Genomic DNA, 19,755 nt, shown 5'->3' on the forward strand with positions numbered 1-19,755 from the left:
GGTTAACAGCAACATGCGCAACGGATTTCATCGGGAATGTCAAATAATTCAGCGATTTCAGCGCATCACCGATTCAGTATCGCACCCATGATGGACTGGACTGACCGGCATTGCCGCGTCTTCCACCGTGGGCTGACGAAACGTGCGCTGCTTTATACCGAAATGGTCACCGCCGACGCCGTCATCCGCGGCGATCGCCAGCGCTTGATCGGCTTCTCGGCCGTCGAGCACCCGATCGCCCTTCAGCTTGGCGGCTCGGACCCGGCAAAGCTCGCCGAAGCGGCGGCAATCGGCGCAGAGTTTGGCTATGACGAAATCAATCTCAACATCGGCTGCCCGTCGGACCGCGTCCAGGAAGGCCGATTCGGCGCCTGCCTGATGGCGGAGCCCGAACTCGTCGCGGCATGCGTTTCCGCGATGCGCAAGAGCCAGCCGATGCCCGTCACCGTCAAATGCCGTATCGGCATCGACGAGCAGGATGCCGAAGCTGATTTGCAGCGGTTCATCAACGTCGTGGCGGCGACCGGCGTCAGCACGTTCATCGTCCACGCACGCAAGGCGTGGCTGAAGGGATTGTCGCCGAAAGAAAACCGTGAGGTTCCGCCACTCGATTACCAGCGCGTTTATCGCCTGAAGGCGAGGCATCCTGAACTCACCATCGTGATCAACGGCGGTATCGAAACGCTTGATGACGCGTGCCGCCATCTCAAACATGTCGACGGCGTCATGCTCGGTCGTGCCGCGTATCAGCATCCCTACATCCTCGCGGACGTCGATCGCAGGATCTTCGAAGAGACCACACCCGCACCAACGCGCGGGGAAGCCTTGGCTCGACTGCTTCCATATGCAGAAGGGCACATTGGCAAAGGCGGCCGCTTGTCGAACATCACGCGACATGTTCTCGGTCTCTACCATGGCCAGCCGCGCGGCCGTGCATTCCGCCGCCTGCTGAGTGAGCGCGCAACAAACCCATCTGCAACGGTTGCTGTGCTGGCGGATGCGATAGCTCTCGCCGAGCACGAGTTCGGTCGCGAAGACCGATCGGACGCGGCTTAGGAATGACCGCCGCCATATCGACGGAACATCTGATCGCGTTGCTCGCGCTGCTTGCGGGCGCCGGTTTACTCGCAGGATTTTTATCGGGTCTGCTCGGCATCGGCGGCGGCGGCATCATCGTGCCTGTGCTTTACGAGGTATTTGGAGCGGCAGGCGTTCCCGAAGACGTCAGAATGCACGTCACGCTCGGGACGACGCTCGCCGTCATCGCACCGACCGTGTTTCGGTCTTTCTCTGCGTTTCGGGCGCGCGGCAGCGTCGATATCGATGTCGTCAAACGGATGGGCCCCTGGATCGTCTTCGGAGTGATCGCCGGTATCGTCATCGCGAATTACGCGAGCAGCGAAGTTCTTCGATGGATCTGGGTCGTTTTCGGAACGGCCCTCGCGGTGAAGATGTTTCTAGGTCGAGACGACTGGCAAATCGCCGATAAGCTTCCGCGACCGCCGTGGCTTGAGGCTGCAGCAGGCTTCATTGGCCTCATCTCGACCTTGATGGGAATTGGCGGCGCGACCTTCACCGTTCCACTTTTGACACTCTACGGAATGCCGCTGCTGAGAGCGGTCGGAACGGCGACCGGCATCGGCACGATAATCGCGGTACCCGGCATTGCCGGATACATCATATCCGGCTGGGGCGAGGCGGGTCTCCCGCCGCTTTCGCTGGGCTACGTCAACCTCGGCGCATGCGTGATCGCACCACTTGCAGTATTAACCGCGCCGTTGGGCGTAAAGGTCGCCCACGGCATTTCCAAGCGTACGCTCGAACTCGCGTTCGCCGTTTTTCTGACGACTGTCGTCGCGCGTTTTCTTTGGACGTTGCTGACTTGATCTGATGTGCCGGCGGCCGCAGCACAGCCGCGCCCGGCGGCCGGCTCGCGAAACGCGAGTCGCCGGGCGCCAAAAGAAACCTTCGCCGGGCGCAAACGTTAAACTGCGATTTTCTGATTGTACTCGCCGACCTCAGGAAAGCGCGCGAGCTGCTGATCGATGTCTTTGAAGATCGCTTTCATATTCGCTTCCGACGTCGGGCTTTCGACGACGACGACGAGCTCCGGCTTGTTCGACGAGGCGCGAACCAATCCCCACGTTCCGTCTTCGAGCATCACGCGCACGCCGTTGACGGTGATGAGCTCGCGGATCGCCTGACCGGCGACGTGCCCGCCGCTTTCCTGTTGGCGCTTATAGTGCTCGGTGATGCGATCGACGACATTGTACTTTTTCTCGTCATCGCAATGGGGCGACATGGTTGGCGAGCCGTAGGTCTTCGGCAGTGCATCGCGGAGATCCGCAACCGTTTTTCCCGGATTGCGATCGAGCATATCGCAAACGGCGATAGCCGAAACCAACCCGTCGTCGTAGCCACGGCCGAGAGGCTCGTTGAAGAAGAAGTGTCCCGACTTCTCGAAGCCGACGAGCGTTTTGTGCTCGAAATTGTAGCGCTTGATGTAGCTGTGGCCCGTCTTCCAGTAGCTGGTCGTTGCGCCATTTCCGAGCAGCACCGGGTCGGTCGAGAACAGTCCGGTCGATTTGACGTCGACGACAAACTTCGCGTTCGGATAGATCGACGAAATATCGCGCGCCAGCATCACGCCGACCTTGTCCGCGAAGATTTCATGCCCGTCGTTGGCAACGACACCACAGCGATCGCCGTCACCGTCAAAGGCTAGGCCGACATCCGCGCTGGTCTCGAGAACCTTCGCCGAGACCGCATGAAGCATCTTCATGTCTTCGGGATTGGGATTGTGGTTTGGGAATGTGTAATCGAGGTCGGCATTGAGTGGCACGACTTCGCAGCCGAGCGCTTCCAGAACCTTCGGCGCGAAGGCGCCTGCCGTGCCGTTGCCGCTCGCGGCGACGACCTTGAGACGGCGCTTGAACTTCGGACGGTTCGTCAGCGCCTTGATGTAACGTTCTTCGAGATCGGGAACGAAAATATATTTGCCGCCCGACTGCTCTTTGAAGTCGCCGTTGAGAACGATGGACTTCAATTCGGACATGTCGTCGGGTCCGAACGTCAACGGCCGCGACAATCCCATCTTGATGCCGGTCCAGCCGTTGTCGTTGTGGCTCGCCGTCACCATCGCGACGCCTTCGACATCGAGTTCGAATTGCGCAAAGTAGGCCATCGGCGAAAGTGCGAGCCCGATGTCGTAGACTTCGCACCCGCCAGCCAGAAGGCCCGTCATCAGCGCCTGCTTCACGGCGGCGGAATACGACCGGTAGTCATGCCCGACCACAAGACGTTTCGGAACGCCGCGCCGGGCGAAGAGCGTTGCCATCCCGAGGCCAACGGCGTTGAGGCCCATGAGGTTGATTTCTTGAGGGTAGAGCCACCGAGCATCGTATTCGCGAAACCCGGTCGGCTTGACGAGCGGGAAACGCTCAAAGTCGGCGGTATTCGGCTTCAGGTCGGCGCGTGGCTTCGGCAACATATGCCTCTCCTCGAACGTTATTCATTCGGGGAACCTAACGCGCTGAGACCAGGGCGGGGTTCCGGGGTGCGCTCTATCAGCAATGTTATGGGCGGAATAGTGGAATAATGGGCGAGAGTTACTCTTGCAGCACGAGGGTGCCACCGCGCATTTCGACACGGGAGAGCCGCCCGAGAAACGACATTCCCAGCAGGGTCCGCTCGGACGCGCCGCGCTCCGATACAACTCCGGGAACGTTTCTGACGGTAATACTGCCGATGCTGATGCGCGGAATTGTGACAGGTGCAACTCGGGCGATGCCGTTCGCTGTCTGGGCCGTGTGGGTGAAGTCCGAGGGCTCCACCGAGATCCCCGCTCGTCGCGCATCCTCGTAGGTGAGAGCGACGAGGGATGCTCCGGTATCGACCATGACATCGACTTCGCGTCCGTTGATGTCAGCTTCGGCCCGGAAGTGACCGTAGTCGCCCGCGGGCAATGTCACGATGCCGGATTGGCCGCGAGGGGCATCGTCCGTGCCGGGTAGAGCGCCGTCGCTTTGAGCAGAGGATGATTGCTGCGAAAGACCGGATGTCGTTTTGGCGCGCTCTATAAAGCCGGCCACAACGCCGGGATGCGTCAGCGTATAAGCTAGGCCTGCAGCTCCCACCGCCGCGAGCGCGAAGGAGCCAAACAGACTGACAGTTGCTGATGACATTCCGGACGCCCTTTTCCAAGAGAGCTGCGCATAACCGTAATCGGCGTTCTATTGCCGAAGCGTCGCAAAATTGCCGGTGACTTGATATGACGCCAGACGTCTTAAGAAACTTGTACCGAGCAGGTTTTCGTTGAGAGTTCCGGGCCGCGCCACAAGCCCTTCCACATCGTCGATCGCCAACGGTCCGATGCGCACCGACTTCAGCCGGACCGGAGCAAGGTAACTCGTTCCGTTGGCAGTCTTGAGAGGCGTATCGAAAGTCAGATGGCTGACGTCGATGCCGGCCTTTTCGGCGTCCGATTGCCGGAGAACGACCGTCGCGGAGCCGGTGTCGATTCGAACCGTCATCGCTTGTCCGTTGACTTCAGAGTTGGCGAGAAAAGTGCCGTCGTCGGTCTGCCGGATGCGCACCGAGGCAGGCATGTCCCGTCTCGGCTGAGCCGCATCCACGCTGGTTGTTGCGCTGGGGATGAAATCAGACAACGCAAATGGCGCGCTCTTATTGAATGCCCCCGCGACGAGAACGGCGCCCGAGATGCACGCAGCAAGCGTCGGCCACAAAGCAAGCCGTCGCTCACCCCGATGGTTGAGCAGCGTCGCCATGTAAAGCGCGACCAGAATTGCGATCACGGTTGCCGCAACCGGTAGATCGGGAGCGGCGTCGAGCTTCACTCCGCCAAAGACCGTCGCGGCGAGCAGCGTTCCAAGCCCAAGAATGACCGTTAGAAGAAAGCCGAGCATCGGACCCCGAATAATAAACGATTATCGCGCATCGCCCGCGACCTTCCAGGCCACGTTTTCCGGCGCGAATGGCGAAGCAGAACGCATGCGTGGCTGCCGTGCCGGACGTGGCGCTGGATCGCGGTGACGTTCCTGACCGAGCGGTTGCAACGGCGCAATTGAATGAAGAACGCGGCGGGACGGAAGCGTGACGGTGACTTCCGTTCCCTTCCGCAATTCCGACTGCAGGTCGAACGTACCGCCATGCAGATGAATGAGGTTCTGTACGATCGGAAGTCCGAGGCCTGTGCCGCCCTCGGCTGTCTCATGCGCGAGCGACCCTTGGCCGAAGGCCTGCAGCACGCGCGGAATTTCTTCCTTCGGAATACCTGGCCCCGTGTCCGCCACCGTCATGAACTGTCCGCCGTCCTGCGTGTGGCCGACCATGAGCGTGATCTGGCCACCCTTCGGCGTGAACTTCAGGGCGTTCGAGAGCAGGTTGAGACAGATCTGGCGCAGTGCCCGCGGATCGGCCCAGACATGCGGTAAATCCGGCGCAAAGTCTTCGACGAACGTCAGCGATTTCGCATCGGCCTTGATCTTCACGAGGCGTTGGCAATCCTCCGCGATGTCGGTGAGCCGCATCGCCTCCTCATGCAGATCGTAGCGCCCCGCTTCGATACGCGAGAGATCGAGAATTTCGTTGATGATGCACAGCAGATGATCGCCGCTCTGATAAATGCTGCGCGCATAATCGCGATAGATGTCGCTCCCGATCGGGCCGAGCAGCTCTTTCTCCATCACCTCGGAAAAACCCATGATCGCATTGAGCGGGGTGCGAAGCTCATGGCTCATCGTGGCGAGAAAGCGTGATTTGGCCTTGTTGGCAGATTCCGCGCGGCGGCGCGCTTCATCGGAAATGGCGCCTGCCTCTTCGAGTTCCGAGATCAGGCTATCCTTCTCGGCACGGAATTCTACCATCGCGAGCGCCGTCGAATGCAAGCCGCGCGCGAGATAGACGAAGAACACGTGAATGCCGATCGCCATCGAGGCAAGCGCGAAATAGAAGGGGTCACCGAGCGTGAAGAGCCGGCCCGCGACGGCAACTGTCATCGGCACCGTGCCCGCCAGGAAAAGGCGAGGGAGCGTCGAGGCGAACGTCATGCGGATCGCGAGCACTACCATCAGTGTCGCGAAAATGAAGACATGCGAGGAGAACGTCGCGGGCGAAACGCCGGCCGGATTGCTGATCGACATGCCGATAAGCGCGAAAGCAGCAAGTGCGAAGCCGTTGACGAGTTCGATCCGGGTGAAATGACGGCGCCATTGACCGACATTGACTTCGGTCCGCGGAATGGAAAGCAAGCGCCGGCATTGGTCGAGCATGTAGACGCGAGAGATCGAGACGATGGCGATCCAAGTCGTCGCCTCGGTGAACGACGCCCAGAACATCGACGTGATGTAGAAGATGAAGCAAAGTGCCGGCATCGCGAAGGGCGCGCTGGTTTCGTTGCGCGCGAACATCGTGAGCAGTTCGTATTCGAACTCGGGCTTATGGACGGTGCCGTGCGTCAGCCTATCCCGGAATGATTTGAGCTCATCCCGAGAACGACCTCGTCGCGCCGGACGCGCTAGCTGTTCAGCTGCCGGCTCGACGCTGTAGGCGTTATCGTCCATACCGCGCGTTGCGTCCTATCGATGAAGGGGCACGGGTGAGATGCCCGGGCGCCGCCTGTAAATTGGCGTCAATTTGTTAAAGCAAGACTTAAAATCTCGCGGACTGGTTGAGGCTGTGGAATGCAACCCTACCCGCCTAAGTGGCGGCGGACATCGTCCAGGCGCCGATTAAATGGCTTTCTAGGGCGCTGGAGGCCGTATGTAAGGCTCATTTTGACGTTAACCGTCGCCGGAATGGCTATTTTCGCAGGCCGCGACCATTGGCGCTTTTTCCAAAGCCGCAATGACCCGTTTCCGCCCAGCGTTAGCGGCGCCGGCCGCCCCATCGATGGCGATAGCCTCTGGGTGGACGGCAACGAGGTGAGGCTGCAGGGAATTGATGCGCCGGAAGGTCGCCATACATGCCGGCGCAACGGCGAGGTCTGGAGTTGCGGCGAAGACGCTCACCGCGAGCTTGCCCGTGCCATCGGCAGCGATACGGTCACGTGCAGGGTCAGTCAGAGAGATGTCTACGGTCGGCTTCTTGCCCGCTGCACGGCCGGCGGCCGCGACCTCAATGCCCGCATGGTGGCGATCGGAATGGCCATCGCCTATGGGGTTTACACGACTGAAGAAGCCGACGCCCGTTCATCGCGGCGTGGGCTGTGGGCAGGCGAATTCGACCCGCCGGGCAAATGGCGAGCCGAGAACAATTCAAAATTCGGGAGGTAGGAAATTGCGGATCATCGAAACGCATGCAGCCCCAAGTCCGCGACGGGTCAACATCTTCCTCGCCGAAAAAGGCATCGATGTTCCGCGCGAGGAACTGAACATGATGGTCGATGACCTCAAGACCGGGGACTTCGCGAAGCTCAATCCTTGGGCTCGGGTGCCGGTGCTTATCCTCGATGACGGCCGGGCGATCTCCGAGACGGTCGCCATCTGCCGCTATTTCGAAGAGATCTCGCCCGAGCCTGCCTTGTTCGGTGTTGGCCCCGTCGGCAAAGCCGAAGTCGAAATGTGGAACAGGCGCATCGAGATCGGCCTCTACAACGCAGTGTTCGCCGTTTTCAGGCATTTGCACCCGAAGATGGCGCACCTCGAAGTTCCGCAAATCGCGGAGTGGGGCGAAGCCAACAAGGAAAAGGTCGCGCACGAATTGAAGCGGATCGATGCGCGTCTGTCGGAAAGCCCGTTTTTTGCCGGCGAAAACTATTCTATCGCCGACATTACCGCTCTCGTTGCCATCGATTTCATGAAGCCAGCTCGCCTCGGTCTGCCCGAAGGTTTCAGCAACGTCATGCGCTGGCACCGTGAGGTTTCAGCGCGGCCGAGCGCCAAGGCTTGACCGCGGCGACGCCCGATCAGGTTTCCGACTGCTGCGCGCGAACAGCTTGCGCCTCGAGGTCATCTCGCACGAGCCGGAGATCGAAGCCGCAGCCTTGGGCAGAGGAAAGCACCTCGTCGACGGGGCGCGAACGCGCGGTTACAGCTGCCCAGACAATCGCGGCCCGCTGACCCGAGGCACAATATGCGAGCGTCCGTTCTCCCGGTGCGAATTCACTTACAGCTTTGCGAACGACCTCGTCTGTGAAGAGGTTCTGCCGGGTAACGGGAATATGCGTATAATGAAGACCTGCCTCGCGGGCGGCTGCTTCCGCCTCGGTGCTCGGGATCTGATCTCGCGCCTCGTTATCCGGACGGAAATTGATCACCCTCTGAAAACCGAGCGCCTTCACATCACTGAAGTCGTCTTTGTCCAGCCAACTGCTTATGGATACGCTATCTGAAATGGGCCTGATCGGGGACATGATGATAATCGGTTATTGTTGGGGGGAAGACCCCTACATGTGTGAGCCAGGACATTTGATCAAGGGGCAAATAACTCAGAGAGAGAAAAAAATACTAATCCTCACATTGACGCCATTCAATTATAGAATATTAATTTAAAAATTGCACACCGAACAAAATGCTGTTTCTTTTTCAGAGGGCGCGTTCGCAATGTTAGACGAAATGGATGTGAAGATTCTGCGCATTCTTCAGCAGGATTGCACCCGCCCGGTGGCCGATATCGGCAAGGAGGTTGGGCTATCGACCACGCCATGCTGGCGCCGAGTCCAGAAGCTCGAAGAATCTGGCGTCATCCAACGCCGCGTTGCGATCCTCAACGCTCAGGAGGTAAATGCCGGTGTCATGGTGTTCGTGTCCATCAAGACCGACAAACATTCTCTGACCTGGCTCGAGAAGTTCCACGCCGCCGTCGCCGAGTTTCCCGAAGTCGTCGAATTTTACCGTATGTCGGGGGATATCGACTACCTGCTCCGCGTCGCGGTACCCGACATCGCCGCCTACGATGCCTTCTACAAGAAGCTCATCTCACGCGTGGATATCGCCAAGGTTTCGTCGGCCTTTGCGATGGAGCAGATCAAGTACACCACCGCACTGCCGCTGCAGTTCGCGATTACCGAACGCTCATCGAAGAGCGAACGCGCAGAAGTCTGAACGCTTCAGACTTCCTTCTTTGCTTGAAGCCTAGCGATGAGACTCGACGTGTCCCAGCGGCGACCGCCGAGTTCCTGCACCTCGCCGTAGAACCGGTCGACGAGCTTGGCGACCGCCAGGTCAGCGCCGTTGGACGCCGCTTCATCGAAGCAGATCGCGAGATCCTTGCGCATCCAATCAACCGCGAAGCCGAAGTCGAACTTTCGCTCGTGCATCGTCTTCCAGCGATTGTCCATCTGCCATGATTGCGCGGCGCCTTTCGAAATCGTGCCGATCAACGCTTCGACATCGAGCCCGGCGCATTCTGCGAAGTGAATGGATTCGGCTAATCCCTGAACGAGACCAGCAATGGCAATTTGGTTCGCCATCTTGGCGAGCTGTCCCGAGCCGGATGGGCCCATTCGGCGAATGCTGCGAGCAAAACTTTTGATCAAAGGCTCTGCAGTCGCGAACGCGCCTTCATCGCCGCCGGCCATAACTGTCAGAGTTCCGCCCTCGGCGCCGGCCTGTCCGCCGGAAACCGGACAATCAAGAAACTTGCAGCCTCGTTTTTCCGCGGCTGCCGCGAGTTCCCGCGCGACCTTTGCCGATGCCGTCGTATGGTCGATGAAAATCGCACCTGTTCGCATGTTCTCGAAGGCCCCGCCGGCCCCGGTCGTGACGCTGCGGAGATCGTCGTCGTTGCCGACGCAGGCGAACACGGCATCGCAATCGCGCGCCGCTTCAGCTGGAGTTGCGGCGACGGTCCCGCCGAACTCCTCTTTCCACTTTTCGGCTTTTGCGGCCGTTCGATTGTAGACGACGACATCGTGGCCGCCACGCACCTTCAAATGGCCAGCCATGGGATAGCCCATGACGCCCAAACCCAGCCACGCTACTTTCGCCATGTTGTGAATTCCCATCTGCGCCAACGACCGGAGAGCGAGCGCCTTCGCCGCGCGGCTCGACCACAGTCGCAGATCGCAAAAAGAAGCTCCGGGATCAACCGGGATGATTTCGATGCCGCGATGATGCCGCTGACGATCGCTTAATAACGGTCCTCCCGGCGCCATTCTCCGTGGCGGTCAAACCCGCGCACAGGTAGCGCGCTGGCGACGCAGACCAAGCCTTCGCGGCGATCCGGCCTGCAGTCGACGTGTTTGTCGGCGGCCTGACGCCAATGGGCGAACTCGCGGCCGAAGCGATCCGCGACCTTTCTGCGCCAGGCTTCGATTGCCGCCTGCCGCGCATGGTGCTCGCGGATTTCGTAGGGAACGTCGCTGTCGGGCGCGCTGGTGCGAACTTCGACGCGGGGCATCCCGCCTTCGAAATCGCCTGGCGGAGGAGGAGGACCGGCCGCAGCGCGCGGTGGAGGCTCTTGCCCATTCTCAGGCGGCGGACCATCAGCATCGCCCGGCGGTCCGTCAGCATCGTCGTCGAGGTCCTCCGCGCCAGACCCGCTATAGTCGCGTGCATCGTCCCGGTAACTGGGGGCAGCCACTCCCGCAGAGTTGCTGCCGTTGTAGGTCGGCGCGGGCGGCTCGCCTTGCGGGGCCGCTTGCTCGCTCCCGGAATTGTTCTGAGACCCGTAGGGGCCGTACTCGAATTTCTGACCTGTGGGGTCGGCCATCGAAGGGCCGGCGAGGAGTGCGGCCAATATGGCGGCGGCAAGGGCCGTCTTTGCGGGCAGGTGAGCCATGCAATTTCTCTGCACCAGAAATCATCGACAGAACGAAACGCGCCCGCAAACGACATAAGCCGGCCAGACGGACGCCAGAGCGAAGACCTTCCGGGCCTGGATCCCCCACGCACTAAACCATCAGGGCAAAAAGCGTGGGAGGCGAACCGCAAGTCAGTGTGGTAAGAACCGCAATCTGAACAAAACCTGCCGGAAGATAATGACCAAATTAGCGACGATTAATCCGCCTGAGCTTGCCGTCGCCTATGACGACATTCTTCGCGCGGCCGATGCCATCCGCGGCGCCGTAATCCCCACCCGGTTCGAGCTTAGCCGCACGCTGAGCACGCTGCTGAACGCCGAGATTTGGCTCAAGTTCGAAAACCTGCAGTTCACGGCGTCCTACAAAGAACGAGGCGCCTTGAATAAGCTCCTGTCGCTATCGCCTGAGCAGCGCCAGAACGGCGTCATCGCGATGTCGGCCGGTAATCACGCGCAAGGCGTCGCCTACCACGCCCATCGACTCGGTATTCCGGCGACGATCATCATGCCCGCCTGGACGCCGACGATCAAAGTCGAAAATACGCGCAGCCACGGAGCGAACGTCATTCTCGAGGGCCAGAGCCTCGATGAAGCCTATCGGTTCGCTGTCGGCTACGGCGCGGAACATGGGCTGACCTTTGTCCATCCCTATAACGATCCCGCGATCATCGCCGGACAAGGAACGGTCGCTGTCGAAATGCTTGGCACGGCACCCGACCTCGACGTCTTGATCGTCCCGGTCGGCGGCGGCGGCTTGATCTCGGGAATGGCGATCGCTGCGAAGGCGATCAATCCAAAGATCAAAGTCATCGGCGTCGAAGCCCAGCTTTATCCCTCGATGCTCAACGCGGTGAAAAAGACGAAGCTTCCCGTCGGCGGCGACACGCTCGCCGAAGGCATCGCCGTAACGGTGCCTGGCAGCTTGACGCAGCAGATCATCGAAGAGCTTGTCGACGACATCCTGCTCGTTTCGGAAGCCGATCTCGAACGCGCGGTCTCATTGCTGATAACGATCGAGAAGACCGTCGTCGAAGGGGCAGGCGCCGCCGGTCTCGCAGCGCTCATCGGAGCCAACAGGCTTTACAAGGGCAAGAAGATCGGGCTCGTGCTCTGCGGCGGCAACATCGACACGCGGCTGCTCGCAAGCGTACTGACGCGCGAACTCGCACGCGACGGCCGCCTGTCGCGCCTCGCCATCGACATTCCCGATCGTCCCGGCCAGCTGGCGAGAGTCTCCGGCATCATCGGGCAAGCAGGCGCCAACATCGTCGAGGTCTATCATCAGCGCGTTTTCACCGACGTGCCGGCGAAGGGTACCGAACTCCATCTCGTCATCGAAACGCGTGACCGAAAGCATCTGGACCAGGTCGTCACCGAGCTCAAAGCCAACGGCTATGTCGTGCTTGTCAAAAGCTCAGGAACAGGCGCCGGAGCGCACTGAAGCACCGACGCGTGGTCGAACGGCGCAAAAGAAAAGGCCCTGCGCCGGGTGGCGAAGGGCCTAAGTGGATCGGCATGGATCGAAAGTGAAGGATCGAGTTTGGGAACTACAAAAAACAAGTGTCAGTGAGAGGTCGTGGCGCTCGGGATCGTCGCGTGGCGGTTCTGATCGAGGGATGTAACGGCAAGAGTGCCGATGAGAAGTGCTCCCGTGGCGAGGAAGCACACCATCATGCTCGCTAAGGCCAGCCGGTCGGCTGTCGAATTCCGGTCGCTCGCTGCCTTGAGGTCCATCGATCGTTTCCGCAGTCGTCTATTCTATTGAAGTAAGGTTCTTGTAACCGAACTTTGCTTTGCGGTCGATTTTGAACTCTCGGAATGCCTAACTCGCTACTCGGCAATTTAACGAATTCTTCATCTCTCTTAACGGCGCAGCTTCACATGCGCCGCCACGATGGCGCCGCGCCTCGACGCTAGGAGCGGCGAATAAGAAAAAAAGACGGGCGGGGGCTCCAAGGACGTGCGGCCGAGATACCTGATAATTTCTGCGTGCTTGTCCGCGTGCCTGATCGGGTTCGCGTTACCAAGTGAGCGCGTCGTTGCTCAGGCGACCGCTAAGGCGGGAGCGGGCGCTTCTCTTCCAGTTCCACCGCGTCCCGACGAACCGCGCGCGGCGAAAGCGTATACGGTCCTCGAAACTCATTGCGCCCGTTGTCATCAGACTGGAAAGCTTGAACGCCCCCTCGCATCGGGCGACCTCGCAAATATCTTGGCAATCGATGATCAAGCGCGCGATCCGGTTCTGGTGAAGCCGGGGCTTCCCGACGCGTCACGCCTGTATGACGTCTTCGAAACGCGTCACGCGCCGCTCGATATTTTTACCGGACCCGACGCCAAGCCCGAGCCGCAGCCCGACGACATTCAAGCAATCCGCCGATGGATCAGGGATCTTCCTCCTGCCGCGCAGAGTTGCCCGTCGCGCCAGCCCGTGCGTACCGCCGACATCGACAAACTGATGCGCGAGGCGCAACGCCTCGAGCGCGATCAAGGCAAGGACGTGCGTTTCATCTCGCTCGTTCATCTCTACAACTCGTGCGCCACCCCGGCCGAGATGACCGCCTACGGCAAGGCGCTCAACAAGCTGATGAACTCTCTCTCTTGGGTTCAGGAGCCGGTGAAGCTGACGCCGCTCGATGATGCCGGCACACTTCTGTCGTTTCGCCTTGGCGATTTCGGCTGGGATGAAGCGCGCTGGAAACTGATCGAGAAAGCTTATCCCCCGGCGCTCATTCACATGGTTGCACCCGATGTTGTGAAGACCGCGGCCAGCAGCGTTATTGTCGTCAACGGCGATTGGCTCGCCGCTGCGGCCGGAGATACACCGCTTTATTACGCCCTGCTCGGGATACCCACGAAGCTCTCCGAACTCGCAAAAATGAACGGAACAGATCTGGATGCGAACATCCGGGCAGGTTCCGTGCGTCGCCTCGCCGTGCGTGAAAGCACCGTGACGCGTGGCAATCGTTTGATCGAAAGACATCCCGGAAAGCACGCCGGAATTTGGCTTGCCTACGACTTCGCAACGAGCAACGGCGAGCAAAATATCTTCGATCATCCGCAAGGACCGAAATCGGCGACTACAGCGAAATCACCGTTCCGGCCTGACCAGATCCGCGCACTTTTCGCCCTTCCGAACGGGTTTTACGCGTTCGCACTTTTCGATGCCGACGGCAACCGCATCGACCGTGCATTGCCCGGTATCGAAAAGCCGTACGCCGGTAACGAGGCCGACGCCGTCGAGCCCGCGACGAAAGCCGGCACCAATTGCTTCGCGTGCCACACCGAGGGATTGGTGCAGGCCAAGGATGATTTCCGTGCCGCGGGACCGATCGATATTTCCGCAGGACCCATGGCGCCCGACCGCCGCGCCGTGCTGCCCCTCTTCGGCACCGATAGCGAAAACGCACTGCTTATGCTCGGCGGATGGGACCGGTACCGCGCGGCTGCCAAAACTGCCGGTGTCGATCTCGACATGCGCGTGCATGGCGACGAACTCGTCACGGGATTGGCGCGCCGCTATCGAGAGGGTGCCGATTTCGAGGTGGCGCTGGGCGAGACGGGCCTCGAGCGATCGGAATTCTTGAAGGAGCTGGCCGAAGCAAAAGCAGATGCCGCCCCGTTGGCCCGCCGCCTCTTGCATGGCGTGCTGTCGCGCCAAGAGCTCGAGCGCCTCTTTTCGCTTCTGAAGGGCACGGACACGCCGAGCCAAACCACTGCGTCCGCAGGCTTCCTGCGCGAGGTCAAATCCGCGATCGGACTGACGATGTGGATCGACAAACCGCGCCCGGTGCCAGGCGACATCGTGACGATCAGGGCCGAGGCCGACAACGCCTGTTATCTCACAGTGATCAGCGTCGATTCAGCGGGTATCGCGACGGTTCTCTTCCCGAGCGATTTTCAGCGCGACAACCTCATCACTGCCGGCGAGGCGGTCAGCATCCCGCCAGCCGACGCGCCCTTCCAGTTGCGCTACAAGGCGGAGGGCAGCGAGACGATCCTCGGCCGCTGTTCGACGCGCGCGGCGCCCCCTGTCGGCATCGAGCATGATTTTGAACGCCAGCGATTCACCGTTCTGGGCAACTGGGAGAACTTTCTCCAGGACACGCTCGTGACGGATTGGGAAATGCGAACGAGCCCGGAAAAGGCTGAGCGTGCCCGCATCGCGCGAACGGGAGCCCTTCGACGCCAGCAGGATCGAGGCGAACGCATCCCGGAACCTCGGCCGGATGTCGCCAGCGAGAAGTCTCTCCGCGATGGACGTGCGATTCTCGTTCTCGGCCGTAGCTAGCGCGCGATTCGCCTGCTGCACATTCGGCGCGGCAGCTCGTCAGCATTCATCAAACTGTCGCAAGAGATGCCGAACGGCATCGCCCGGTGCGTCATTGTCTACATGCACTCGCGTTCGCGAGAGAATCCAGCAACCATAGAGAGCGTTTGGGTTCCGAAAGGCTTTACAGCGGGGGCCGAGATACCTAAATGCACCCCTTCAATATATCATCCAGAGCCGACATAGCTCGGCTGCCGCGAGCGAAACCGGATAGTTCTTCCCTGGGAGGTTCTTTCGCGATGGAGAAGTTTGCCACCGCCCTCGAAATGGTGACCGAGATGAAGCCGGATCTTCCGGTCTTCGCTGCGCGTCCTCATGCGGCCGGACGTGCCGCCCGCTGGTTCATCAAAAATTTTCCGGGCGAAGTGGCTTACGCCTATAAGGCGAATAGCTCCGTCTTTCTTCTGGGCGCGCTTTACGGTGCGGGCATCAAGCAGTTCGACGTGGCCTCCGTGGCGGAACTCGAGGACGCAGCGACCATCCCCGGTGTGCGCCTGCACTTCATGCATCCGGTCAAATCGCGCTACGCGATCCGCCGCGCGTATTTCGACTATGACATCAAGTGCTTCGCTCTCGACAGCGAGGACGAGCTGCAGAAGATCGTCGAGGAAACCGACGGCGCGAAAGACCTGGAGCTGTTCGTCCGCATCTCGGTGCCGGCGAAGAACAGCCGCGTTCCCCTCGAGCATAAATTCGGCATCTCAGGCCAGCGTGCGCAGCGCCTGCTCATCAAGGCACGCCAAGTCGCCGACGAGCTCGGCATCACCTTCCACGTCGGCTCGCAAACGACGACGCCAGACGCCTACGCAATGGCGTTCGAGGAAGTCAAAAAGCACATCGTGAAAGCCGGCGTCGTCGTCGACGCGATCGACATCGGTGGCGGATTTCCCTCGCGCTACACCGATAGCGTTCCCGCACGTCTCTCCGACTTCATCGAAGTCATCAAATCGTCGATGGCGAAGATGCCGGTGACCGAGCATTGCCGTCTCATCTGCGAGCCGGGCAGGGCGCTGGTCGCGGAAGCCGAGAGCTTGATCGTGAAGGTCGATCTCCGGAAACCCGGCAACCAGCTTTTCATCAACGACGGCTCCTACGGCGCGCTGTTCGACAGCGCCCACCTGGGTTTCATCTTCCCTGTACGGTTGATCCGTCCCGGCCTCGATCCCAACGAGCCGCTCGAGCCGTTCGAGTTCTGGGGCCCGACATGTGACTCGATCGATCGCATGAAGGGACCCTTCATGCTGCCGGCGTCTGTCCGCGAAGGGGATTACATCGAGATTGGCAACCTCGGAGCCTATGCGCGCGCCATGGCGACACGCTTCAACGGCTACGGCGAATACACCGACGTCATCCTGCAGGATGAGCCGATGTACTCGATCTACACCGAAGACCTCGAGCCGATTGCCCGCAACGCCTGAGCGCGCGACGGCGAAGCATCTCCCACAACGTCATCCCGGCGAAGGCTGGGATCCAGACAACCATCAGATCGGGTGATTGCTGAAAACCGGCTGGATGCCGACCCTCATCGGCATGACGTACGCCTTCAATTCGACGGCTTGGCGACCGCGACCAGTACCGGATCGGTCTGGTAGTTTTCCGGAAAGAGCTTCTTCAAGTTCTCGACCTTCGGAATATCGTTGATGGCGATATAGGGATACGTCGGATTGAGCGTCAGAAAATTCTGATGATAGTCCTCGGCCGGATAGAACGTGCGGCCGGGCTCAACTGTTGTCGCAATCGCTGATTGGAAGACGTGAGCGTTCCCCAACTGAGCGATATAGGCCTCCGCGATTTTGGCCTGTTCCGGCGTCTGCGGGAAAATCGTCGAGCGATATTGCGTGCCTGAGTCCGGTCCCTGACGGTTGAGCAATGTCGGATCGTGCGCGACCGAGAAGTAGATCTGCAACAGCTTCCCGTAGCTGACCGTCTTCGGATCAAATTTTATTTGAACGGACTCGGCATGGCCCGTATCGCCCGTGCCGACGACATTGTAGTGCGCGTCTTCCTTCTTGCCGCCGGTATAGCCCGACATCGCGCTTTCAACGCCTTTGACGTGTTGGAAGACGCCTTGAACACCCCAGAAGCAACCGCCCGCGAGAACGGTCGTCTCGGTGCCCGATCCAGGCCCGGAGTGCTCATCCATTGAGGGTGGCGGAATGGCAGTGCCTTCCTTCGCGACGAGCCGGGACCCGCTCAAAACGGCAAATACGCCGAGGATCGCGGCCGTTGCAGTGAGCCAGAAAAACCAACGATCCGGGTTGGAAAAGAATCTATTTTTCAATGACATAATGGTCGCTCCGGCAGTGGGGCTGCGCTGATGCGGTACTCGTTCTGTTGAGTGCGATACGCTGAGTACGTTGGATTTCCGCGCTTCGTTACCGGCCGTTGCCGCGGCCAGATAAGGACAGCGCGCTAAGTTTTCTTTCTGACAATGGCGTCGATCTCGATATCGATGTCGTCGCCGACCATCGATTGATAGGCTGTCATACGGAAGGCGCTCCGCTGAATGCGCCCCGTCGCCACGAATTCCCGCGCGCCATTCGAGTGCTTGAGAGCCGGGTCCGTATGTGGATGTAGCGAGATTGCGAACGTCACCGGCATCGTAATGCCGTTGACAGTTATATCGCCGGTCATTTCGGCCGTGTCCGCGCCGGTAGACCGAACCGCCCGGCTTTTGAATGTCATCACCGGATCTGCGGCGACGTTGAAGAAATCGCTGCCCTTCAACTCGTCATCGACGATCGGCTCGCCCGTCCCAAGACTTGCGGTCGCGATCGTCGCGCTGACTTGGCTCTTCTCGGGCGCTTTCTCGTCGAACTGCAGCGTGCCTTGAACCTGATTGAAGTGGCCTTGCTGTTTTGAAATTCCCATCACGTACGTGAAGCGGACTTCGGTACGTCGCGCGTCGAAAATATAGATTTCTGCATGCGCGGCAGAACTGGCAAAGCCAGCAAGAACGATGAAGGCCACGCAGTATGCGCAACCTTTTGATAACGACTTTCGCATGCTAGTCCCCTCGTTGAATGAGGGAACTCAGCATGTATGCGATCAGCCAGGCTGTTCCCCACGGAACAGCCCAGCCGATGTCAGAACTCAAGATTATTTCGAAATTCGCGAAATCTTCGATCCCTCGAGCGTCAGATTGTACATCAGGCCCTTGGGATCGAGGATGAACCCGACGACAGGGCTCGTAATCTTGTTGGTATCGATCGAACCGCCGACACCGACGGTGATGATGGCGACGGAACCGTCAACGCCGACCTTCCAGCCGGCCGTGCGCCGGAACTGCTCGAGCGCCTCGGGCGTCATGAACGCGATGATGACGGACCGCGCCTGCACGCCGAGCTGAAATCCGAACGACGCCGAGATCGTATTGTAATATCCAGCGTTACGACCGTGGACGAGAAGGGCGCCTTCGCCGTATTCGCCGCCGACGCCGAACCCGGCTTTCACGACGGACGGAAAGACGAGAATGCCGACGGCCTTGTTCGCAAGTTCGCGCGCGCCCCCGACCTGATAGAAAAACCGCTCGAGTGTTTCATGCACGCTGGCGTCGATCTCGCGCGCCGACGCGGCGCGACTTTCATGCGCGGACATGACAATCGCGCAGAGCGCGAACAGCGCTACGCTCATTCCCTTGATGGACATCGTGTACTCCCTCAGTTCCCCCGGTTGACTTATTGACGACGCTTCGTGGCCGAATTCGCGCGGAATCGGGCAAAATCGGAATAAATGGTGCTCAGTTGCACGATGAATCGCCGTACCTGCCTATCACATCCGCGAAAAGGCGAGCTTTGGACCAATAAGCGAACTCGTTAAGGATGGTGGGCGGTATAGGGATTGAACCTATGACCCCACGCGTGTGAAGCGTGTGCTCTACCGCTGAGCTAACCGCCCGTTTTGGGAAGCGCCCATATGCGAGGCGTCGGGTTAGCCTGTCAAGCGGCCCTCATCGCCGCGCTTGAGCCGATTTGTCCGGTCTGCTCTCCGATGAGGGAATGGACGAGCCTCAAGGCTTGCCCCCAGCCGGAACGATCGCAGCGCTAGAAAGAATAGCCTCGATGGCTGCGCGGCTCGCATGTCCGTTTTCGAATTCGCTCTTCGGCGCGTAAGCGGTCACGATCGCCGCGCGGCCTTCACCGCCCAGAACCAGCAGGAAGCGCGACTCGGGTCCCTGCGGGCCTTTGGCGTCCGCCAGCACATACGTGTAAGCGTCGCCCCGCTTGAGAGCGCCATCGGCGTAAGCGGCGTTCGTGTATTTGAGGCTCGCCAGAAAATCGAGAAACGCCTGACCCTTGAATTCGTGCAGCGCTTCGAGCGGAAGCTCCGCCGCCTCCACCGTGATGCCCGAAGCATCCTGGTGGATGGATGGCGTCTTGCCCGCGACCTCTTTGAAATTGTCCGCCACCTCAAACGCCACCGGCCCCACCAGCATCTTTTGCATCGCGAAGGCGCTCGGCACGCCCGCAAATGTCATGGCGACTGCAGCAAAGAACGCTGCGGCAATCAGCGCGAAGGGCGAGTTGTTGAGCATTGAAGATCCTTGAAACGAGGAAAGGGGCGGGCCGCAATCAGGCTGTTCCACAGGCCAGCAGGGCAACGCAAGCGAACTCTGAATATCGTGCCGAATGGTCCCGCCGCGCTGACATATCTCTAGCAAAAGTTGT

General features: G+C 60.1%; 20 protein-coding genes and 1 tRNA gene. 8 read left to right on the forward strand and 13 right to left on the reverse strand.

The annotated features are described in order from the left end of the window. The first annotated feature begins 90 nt into the window (after positions 1-90). Together dusA and G359_RS10500 are read left to right on the forward strand one after the other, a co-directional pair. A complete protein-coding gene (gene dusA / locus G359_RS10495) occupies positions 91-1,056 on the forward strand; it encodes a tRNA dihydrouridine(20/20a) synthase DusA (protein WP_371199101.1) in 966 nt (321 codons plus the stop codon). Between the two features lie 2 nt (positions 1,057-1,058). Then, a complete protein-coding gene (locus G359_RS10500) occupies positions 1,059-1,886 on the forward strand; it encodes a sulfite exporter TauE/SafE family protein (protein ID WP_045836087.1) in 828 nt (275 codons plus the stop codon). Between the two features lie 98 nt (positions 1,887-1,984). Here the strand turns inward: G359_RS10500 and G359_RS10505 are convergent, their stop codons facing one another. From G359_RS10505 to G359_RS10520, 4 genes are all read right to left on the reverse strand, one after another. After that, complete coding sequence (locus G359_RS10505; RefSeq protein WP_045836088.1) at positions 1,985-3,490, reverse strand: phosphomannomutase/phosphoglucomutase; 1,506 nt, start codon at positions 3,488-3,490, stop codon at positions 1,985-1,987. Between the two features lie 118 nt (positions 3,491-3,608). Continuing rightward, positions 3,609-4,184, reverse strand: coding sequence for a retropepsin-like aspartic protease family protein (locus tag G359_RS10510; RefSeq protein WP_045836089.1), 576 nt, complete (start codon positions 4,182-4,184; stop codon positions 3,609-3,611). A 48-nt stretch (positions 4,185-4,232) separates the two neighbouring features. Further along, on the reverse strand, positions 4,233-4,925 hold the full coding sequence (locus G359_RS10515; RefSeq protein WP_045836090.1) for a retropepsin-like aspartic protease family protein: 693 nt from the start codon (positions 4,923-4,925) through the stop codon (positions 4,233-4,235). Positions 4,926-4,946: 21 nt separating this feature from the next. Next, positions 4,947-6,581: a sensor histidine kinase gene (locus G359_RS10520; RefSeq protein WP_045836091.1), complete on the reverse strand. Its 1,635-nt coding sequence runs from the start codon at positions 6,579-6,581 to the stop codon at positions 4,947-4,949. 213 nt (positions 6,582-6,794) lie between these two features. On the opposite strand from G359_RS10520, the gene G359_RS10525 reads away from it, so the two are divergent. Together G359_RS10525 and G359_RS10530 are read left to right on the forward strand one after the other, a co-directional pair. Further along, on the forward strand, positions 6,795-7,292 hold the full coding sequence (locus tag G359_RS10525) for a thermonuclease family protein (protein WP_245279985.1): 498 nt from the start codon (positions 6,795-6,797) through the stop codon (positions 7,290-7,292). A 4-nt stretch (positions 7,293-7,296) separates the two neighbouring features. Beyond that, positions 7,297-7,908 (forward strand): glutathione S-transferase family protein, encoded by a 612-nt coding sequence (locus tag G359_RS10530; RefSeq protein WP_045836093.1) that lies wholly within the window; start codon positions 7,297-7,299, stop codon positions 7,906-7,908. A 16-nt stretch (positions 7,909-7,924) separates the two neighbouring features. Here G359_RS10530 and G359_RS10535 read toward each other — a convergent pair whose 3' ends face one another. After that, a complete protein-coding gene (locus G359_RS10535) occupies positions 7,925-8,371 on the reverse strand; it encodes a protein tyrosine phosphatase family protein (RefSeq protein WP_045836094.1) in 447 nt (148 codons plus the stop codon). A gap of 190 nt (positions 8,372-8,561) precedes the next feature. On the opposite strand from G359_RS10535, the gene G359_RS10540 reads away from it, so the two are divergent. Then, on the forward strand, positions 8,562-9,062 hold the full coding sequence (locus G359_RS10540) for an Lrp/AsnC family transcriptional regulator (protein WP_045836095.1): 501 nt from the start codon (positions 8,562-8,564) through the stop codon (positions 9,060-9,062). Positions 9,063-9,067: 5 nt separating this feature from the next. Here G359_RS10540 and G359_RS10545 read toward each other — a convergent pair whose 3' ends face one another. Both G359_RS10545 and G359_RS10550 read right to left on the reverse strand, forming a co-directional pair. Next, entirely contained in the window at positions 9,068-9,949 is an 882-nt protein-coding gene (locus G359_RS10545) for an NAD(P)-dependent oxidoreductase (RefSeq protein WP_045837887.1), read from the reverse strand. A gap of 140 nt (positions 9,950-10,089) precedes the next feature. Next, a complete protein-coding gene (locus G359_RS10550; RefSeq protein ID WP_045836096.1) occupies positions 10,090-10,740 on the reverse strand; it encodes a hypothetical protein in 651 nt (216 codons plus the stop codon). Positions 10,741-10,939: 199 nt separating this feature from the next. Here G359_RS10550 and G359_RS10555 point away from each other — a divergent pair, with 199 nt between their 5' ends. Next, positions 10,940-12,202, forward strand: a complete 1,263-nt coding sequence (locus tag G359_RS10555) for a threonine ammonia-lyase (RefSeq protein ID WP_045836097.1) — start codon at positions 10,940-10,942, stop codon at positions 12,200-12,202. 122 nt (positions 12,203-12,324) lie between these two features. On the opposite strand, the gene G359_RS20755 is transcribed toward G359_RS10555, so the two are convergent. Next, on the reverse strand, positions 12,325-12,495 hold the full coding sequence (locus tag G359_RS20755; protein WP_197077561.1) for a hypothetical protein: 171 nt from the start codon (positions 12,493-12,495) through the stop codon (positions 12,325-12,327). A 475-nt stretch (positions 12,496-12,970) separates the two neighbouring features. Here G359_RS20755 and G359_RS10560 point away from each other — a divergent pair, with 475 nt between their 5' ends. Then, the gene (locus G359_RS10560) at positions 12,971-15,049 is read left to right on the forward strand and encodes a DUF4384 domain-containing protein (protein ID WP_245279986.1); all 2,079 of its coding nucleotides are present in this window, start codon (positions 12,971-12,973) and stop codon (positions 15,047-15,049) included. Between the two features lie 278 nt (positions 15,050-15,327). Beyond that, positions 15,328-16,506 carry a type III PLP-dependent enzyme domain-containing protein gene (locus tag G359_RS10565; RefSeq protein WP_045836099.1) on the forward strand — a complete coding sequence of 393 codons (1,179 nt, stop codon included), beginning with the start codon at positions 15,328-15,330 and terminating at the stop codon, positions 16,504-16,506. 125 nt (positions 16,507-16,631) lie between these two features. Here G359_RS10565 and msrA read toward each other — a convergent pair whose 3' ends face one another. The 5 genes from msrA to G359_RS10590 form a co-directional block, all read right to left on the reverse strand. Next, positions 16,632-17,375 (reverse strand): peptide-methionine (S)-S-oxide reductase MsrA, encoded by a 744-nt coding sequence (gene msrA, locus G359_RS10570; protein ID WP_045836100.1) that lies wholly within the window; start codon positions 17,373-17,375, stop codon positions 16,632-16,634. Positions 17,376-17,500: 125 nt separating this feature from the next. Continuing rightward, complete coding sequence (locus G359_RS10575) at positions 17,501-18,094, reverse strand: YceI family protein (protein WP_082072893.1); 594 nt, start codon at positions 18,092-18,094, stop codon at positions 17,501-17,503. Between the two features lie 93 nt (positions 18,095-18,187). Beyond that, on the reverse strand, positions 18,188-18,736 hold the full coding sequence (locus G359_RS10580; protein WP_045836102.1) for a BPSL1445 family SYLF domain-containing lipoprotein: 549 nt from the start codon (positions 18,734-18,736) through the stop codon (positions 18,188-18,190). A gap of 174 nt (positions 18,737-18,910) precedes the next feature. After that, positions 18,911-18,985 (reverse strand) — tRNA-Val (locus tag G359_RS10585). 112 nt (positions 18,986-19,097) lie between these two features. Beyond that, on the reverse strand, positions 19,098-19,622 hold the full coding sequence (locus G359_RS10590; protein ID WP_045836103.1) for a hypothetical protein: 525 nt from the start codon (positions 19,620-19,622) through the stop codon (positions 19,098-19,100). Between the last annotated feature and the right edge of the window lie 133 nt (positions 19,623-19,755).

The organism is Hyphomicrobium sp. 99, assembly GCF_000384335.2.
Classification (GTDB): domain Bacteria; phylum Pseudomonadota; class Alphaproteobacteria; order Rhizobiales; family Hyphomicrobiaceae; genus Hyphomicrobium_B.

Excerpts from the sequence above, each read along its gene's own strand:
- dusA (WP_371199101.1), top strand. The coding sequence starts at position 91 with ATGGACTGGACTGACCGGCATTGCCGCGTCTTCCACCGTGGGCTGACG.
- G359_RS10500 (WP_045836087.1), top strand. The coding sequence starts at position 1,059 with ATGACCGCCGCCATATCGACGGAACATCTGATCGCGTTGCTCGCGCTG.
- G359_RS10505 (WP_045836088.1), bottom strand. The coding sequence starts at position 3,490 with ATGTTGCCGAAGCCACGCGCCGACCTGAAGCCGAATACCGCCGACTTT.
- G359_RS10510 (WP_045836089.1), bottom strand. The coding sequence starts at position 4,184 with ATGTCATCAGCAACTGTCAGTCTGTTTGGCTCCTTCGCGCTCGCGGCG.
- G359_RS10515 (WP_045836090.1), bottom strand. The coding sequence starts at position 4,925 with ATGCTCGGCTTTCTTCTAACGGTCATTCTTGGGCTTGGAACGCTGCTC.
- G359_RS10520 (WP_045836091.1), bottom strand. The coding sequence starts at position 6,581 with ATGGACGATAACGCCTACAGCGTCGAGCCGGCAGCTGAACAGCTAGCG.
- G359_RS10535 (WP_045836094.1), bottom strand. The coding sequence starts at position 8,371 with ATGTCCCCGATCAGGCCCATTTCAGATAGCGTATCCATAAGCAGTTGG.
- G359_RS10540 (WP_045836095.1), top strand. The coding sequence starts at position 8,562 with ATGTTAGACGAAATGGATGTGAAGATTCTGCGCATTCTTCAGCAGGAT.
- G359_RS10545 (WP_045837887.1), bottom strand. The coding sequence starts at position 9,949 with ATGGCGAAAGTAGCGTGGCTGGGTTTGGGCGTCATGGGCTATCCCATG.
- G359_RS10550 (WP_045836096.1), bottom strand. The coding sequence starts at position 10,740 with ATGGCTCACCTGCCCGCAAAGACGGCCCTTGCCGCCGCCATATTGGCC.
- G359_RS10555 (WP_045836097.1), top strand. The coding sequence starts at position 10,940 with ATGACCAAATTAGCGACGATTAATCCGCCTGAGCTTGCCGTCGCCTAT.
- G359_RS20755 (WP_197077561.1), bottom strand. The coding sequence starts at position 12,495 with ATGGACCTCAAGGCAGCGAGCGACCGGAATTCGACAGCCGACCGGCTG.
- G359_RS10565 (WP_045836099.1), top strand. The coding sequence starts at position 15,328 with ATGGAGAAGTTTGCCACCGCCCTCGAAATGGTGACCGAGATGAAGCCG.
- msrA (WP_045836100.1), bottom strand. The coding sequence starts at position 17,375 with ATGTCATTGAAAAATAGATTCTTTTCCAACCCGGATCGTTGGTTTTTC.
- G359_RS10575 (WP_082072893.1), bottom strand. The coding sequence starts at position 18,094 with ATGCGAAAGTCGTTATCAAAAGGTTGCGCATACTGCGTGGCCTTCATC.
- G359_RS10580 (WP_045836102.1), bottom strand. The coding sequence starts at position 18,736 with ATGTCCATCAAGGGAATGAGCGTAGCGCTGTTCGCGCTCTGCGCGATT.
- G359_RS10590 (WP_045836103.1), bottom strand. The coding sequence starts at position 19,622 with ATGCTCAACAACTCGCCCTTCGCGCTGATTGCCGCAGCGTTCTTTGCT.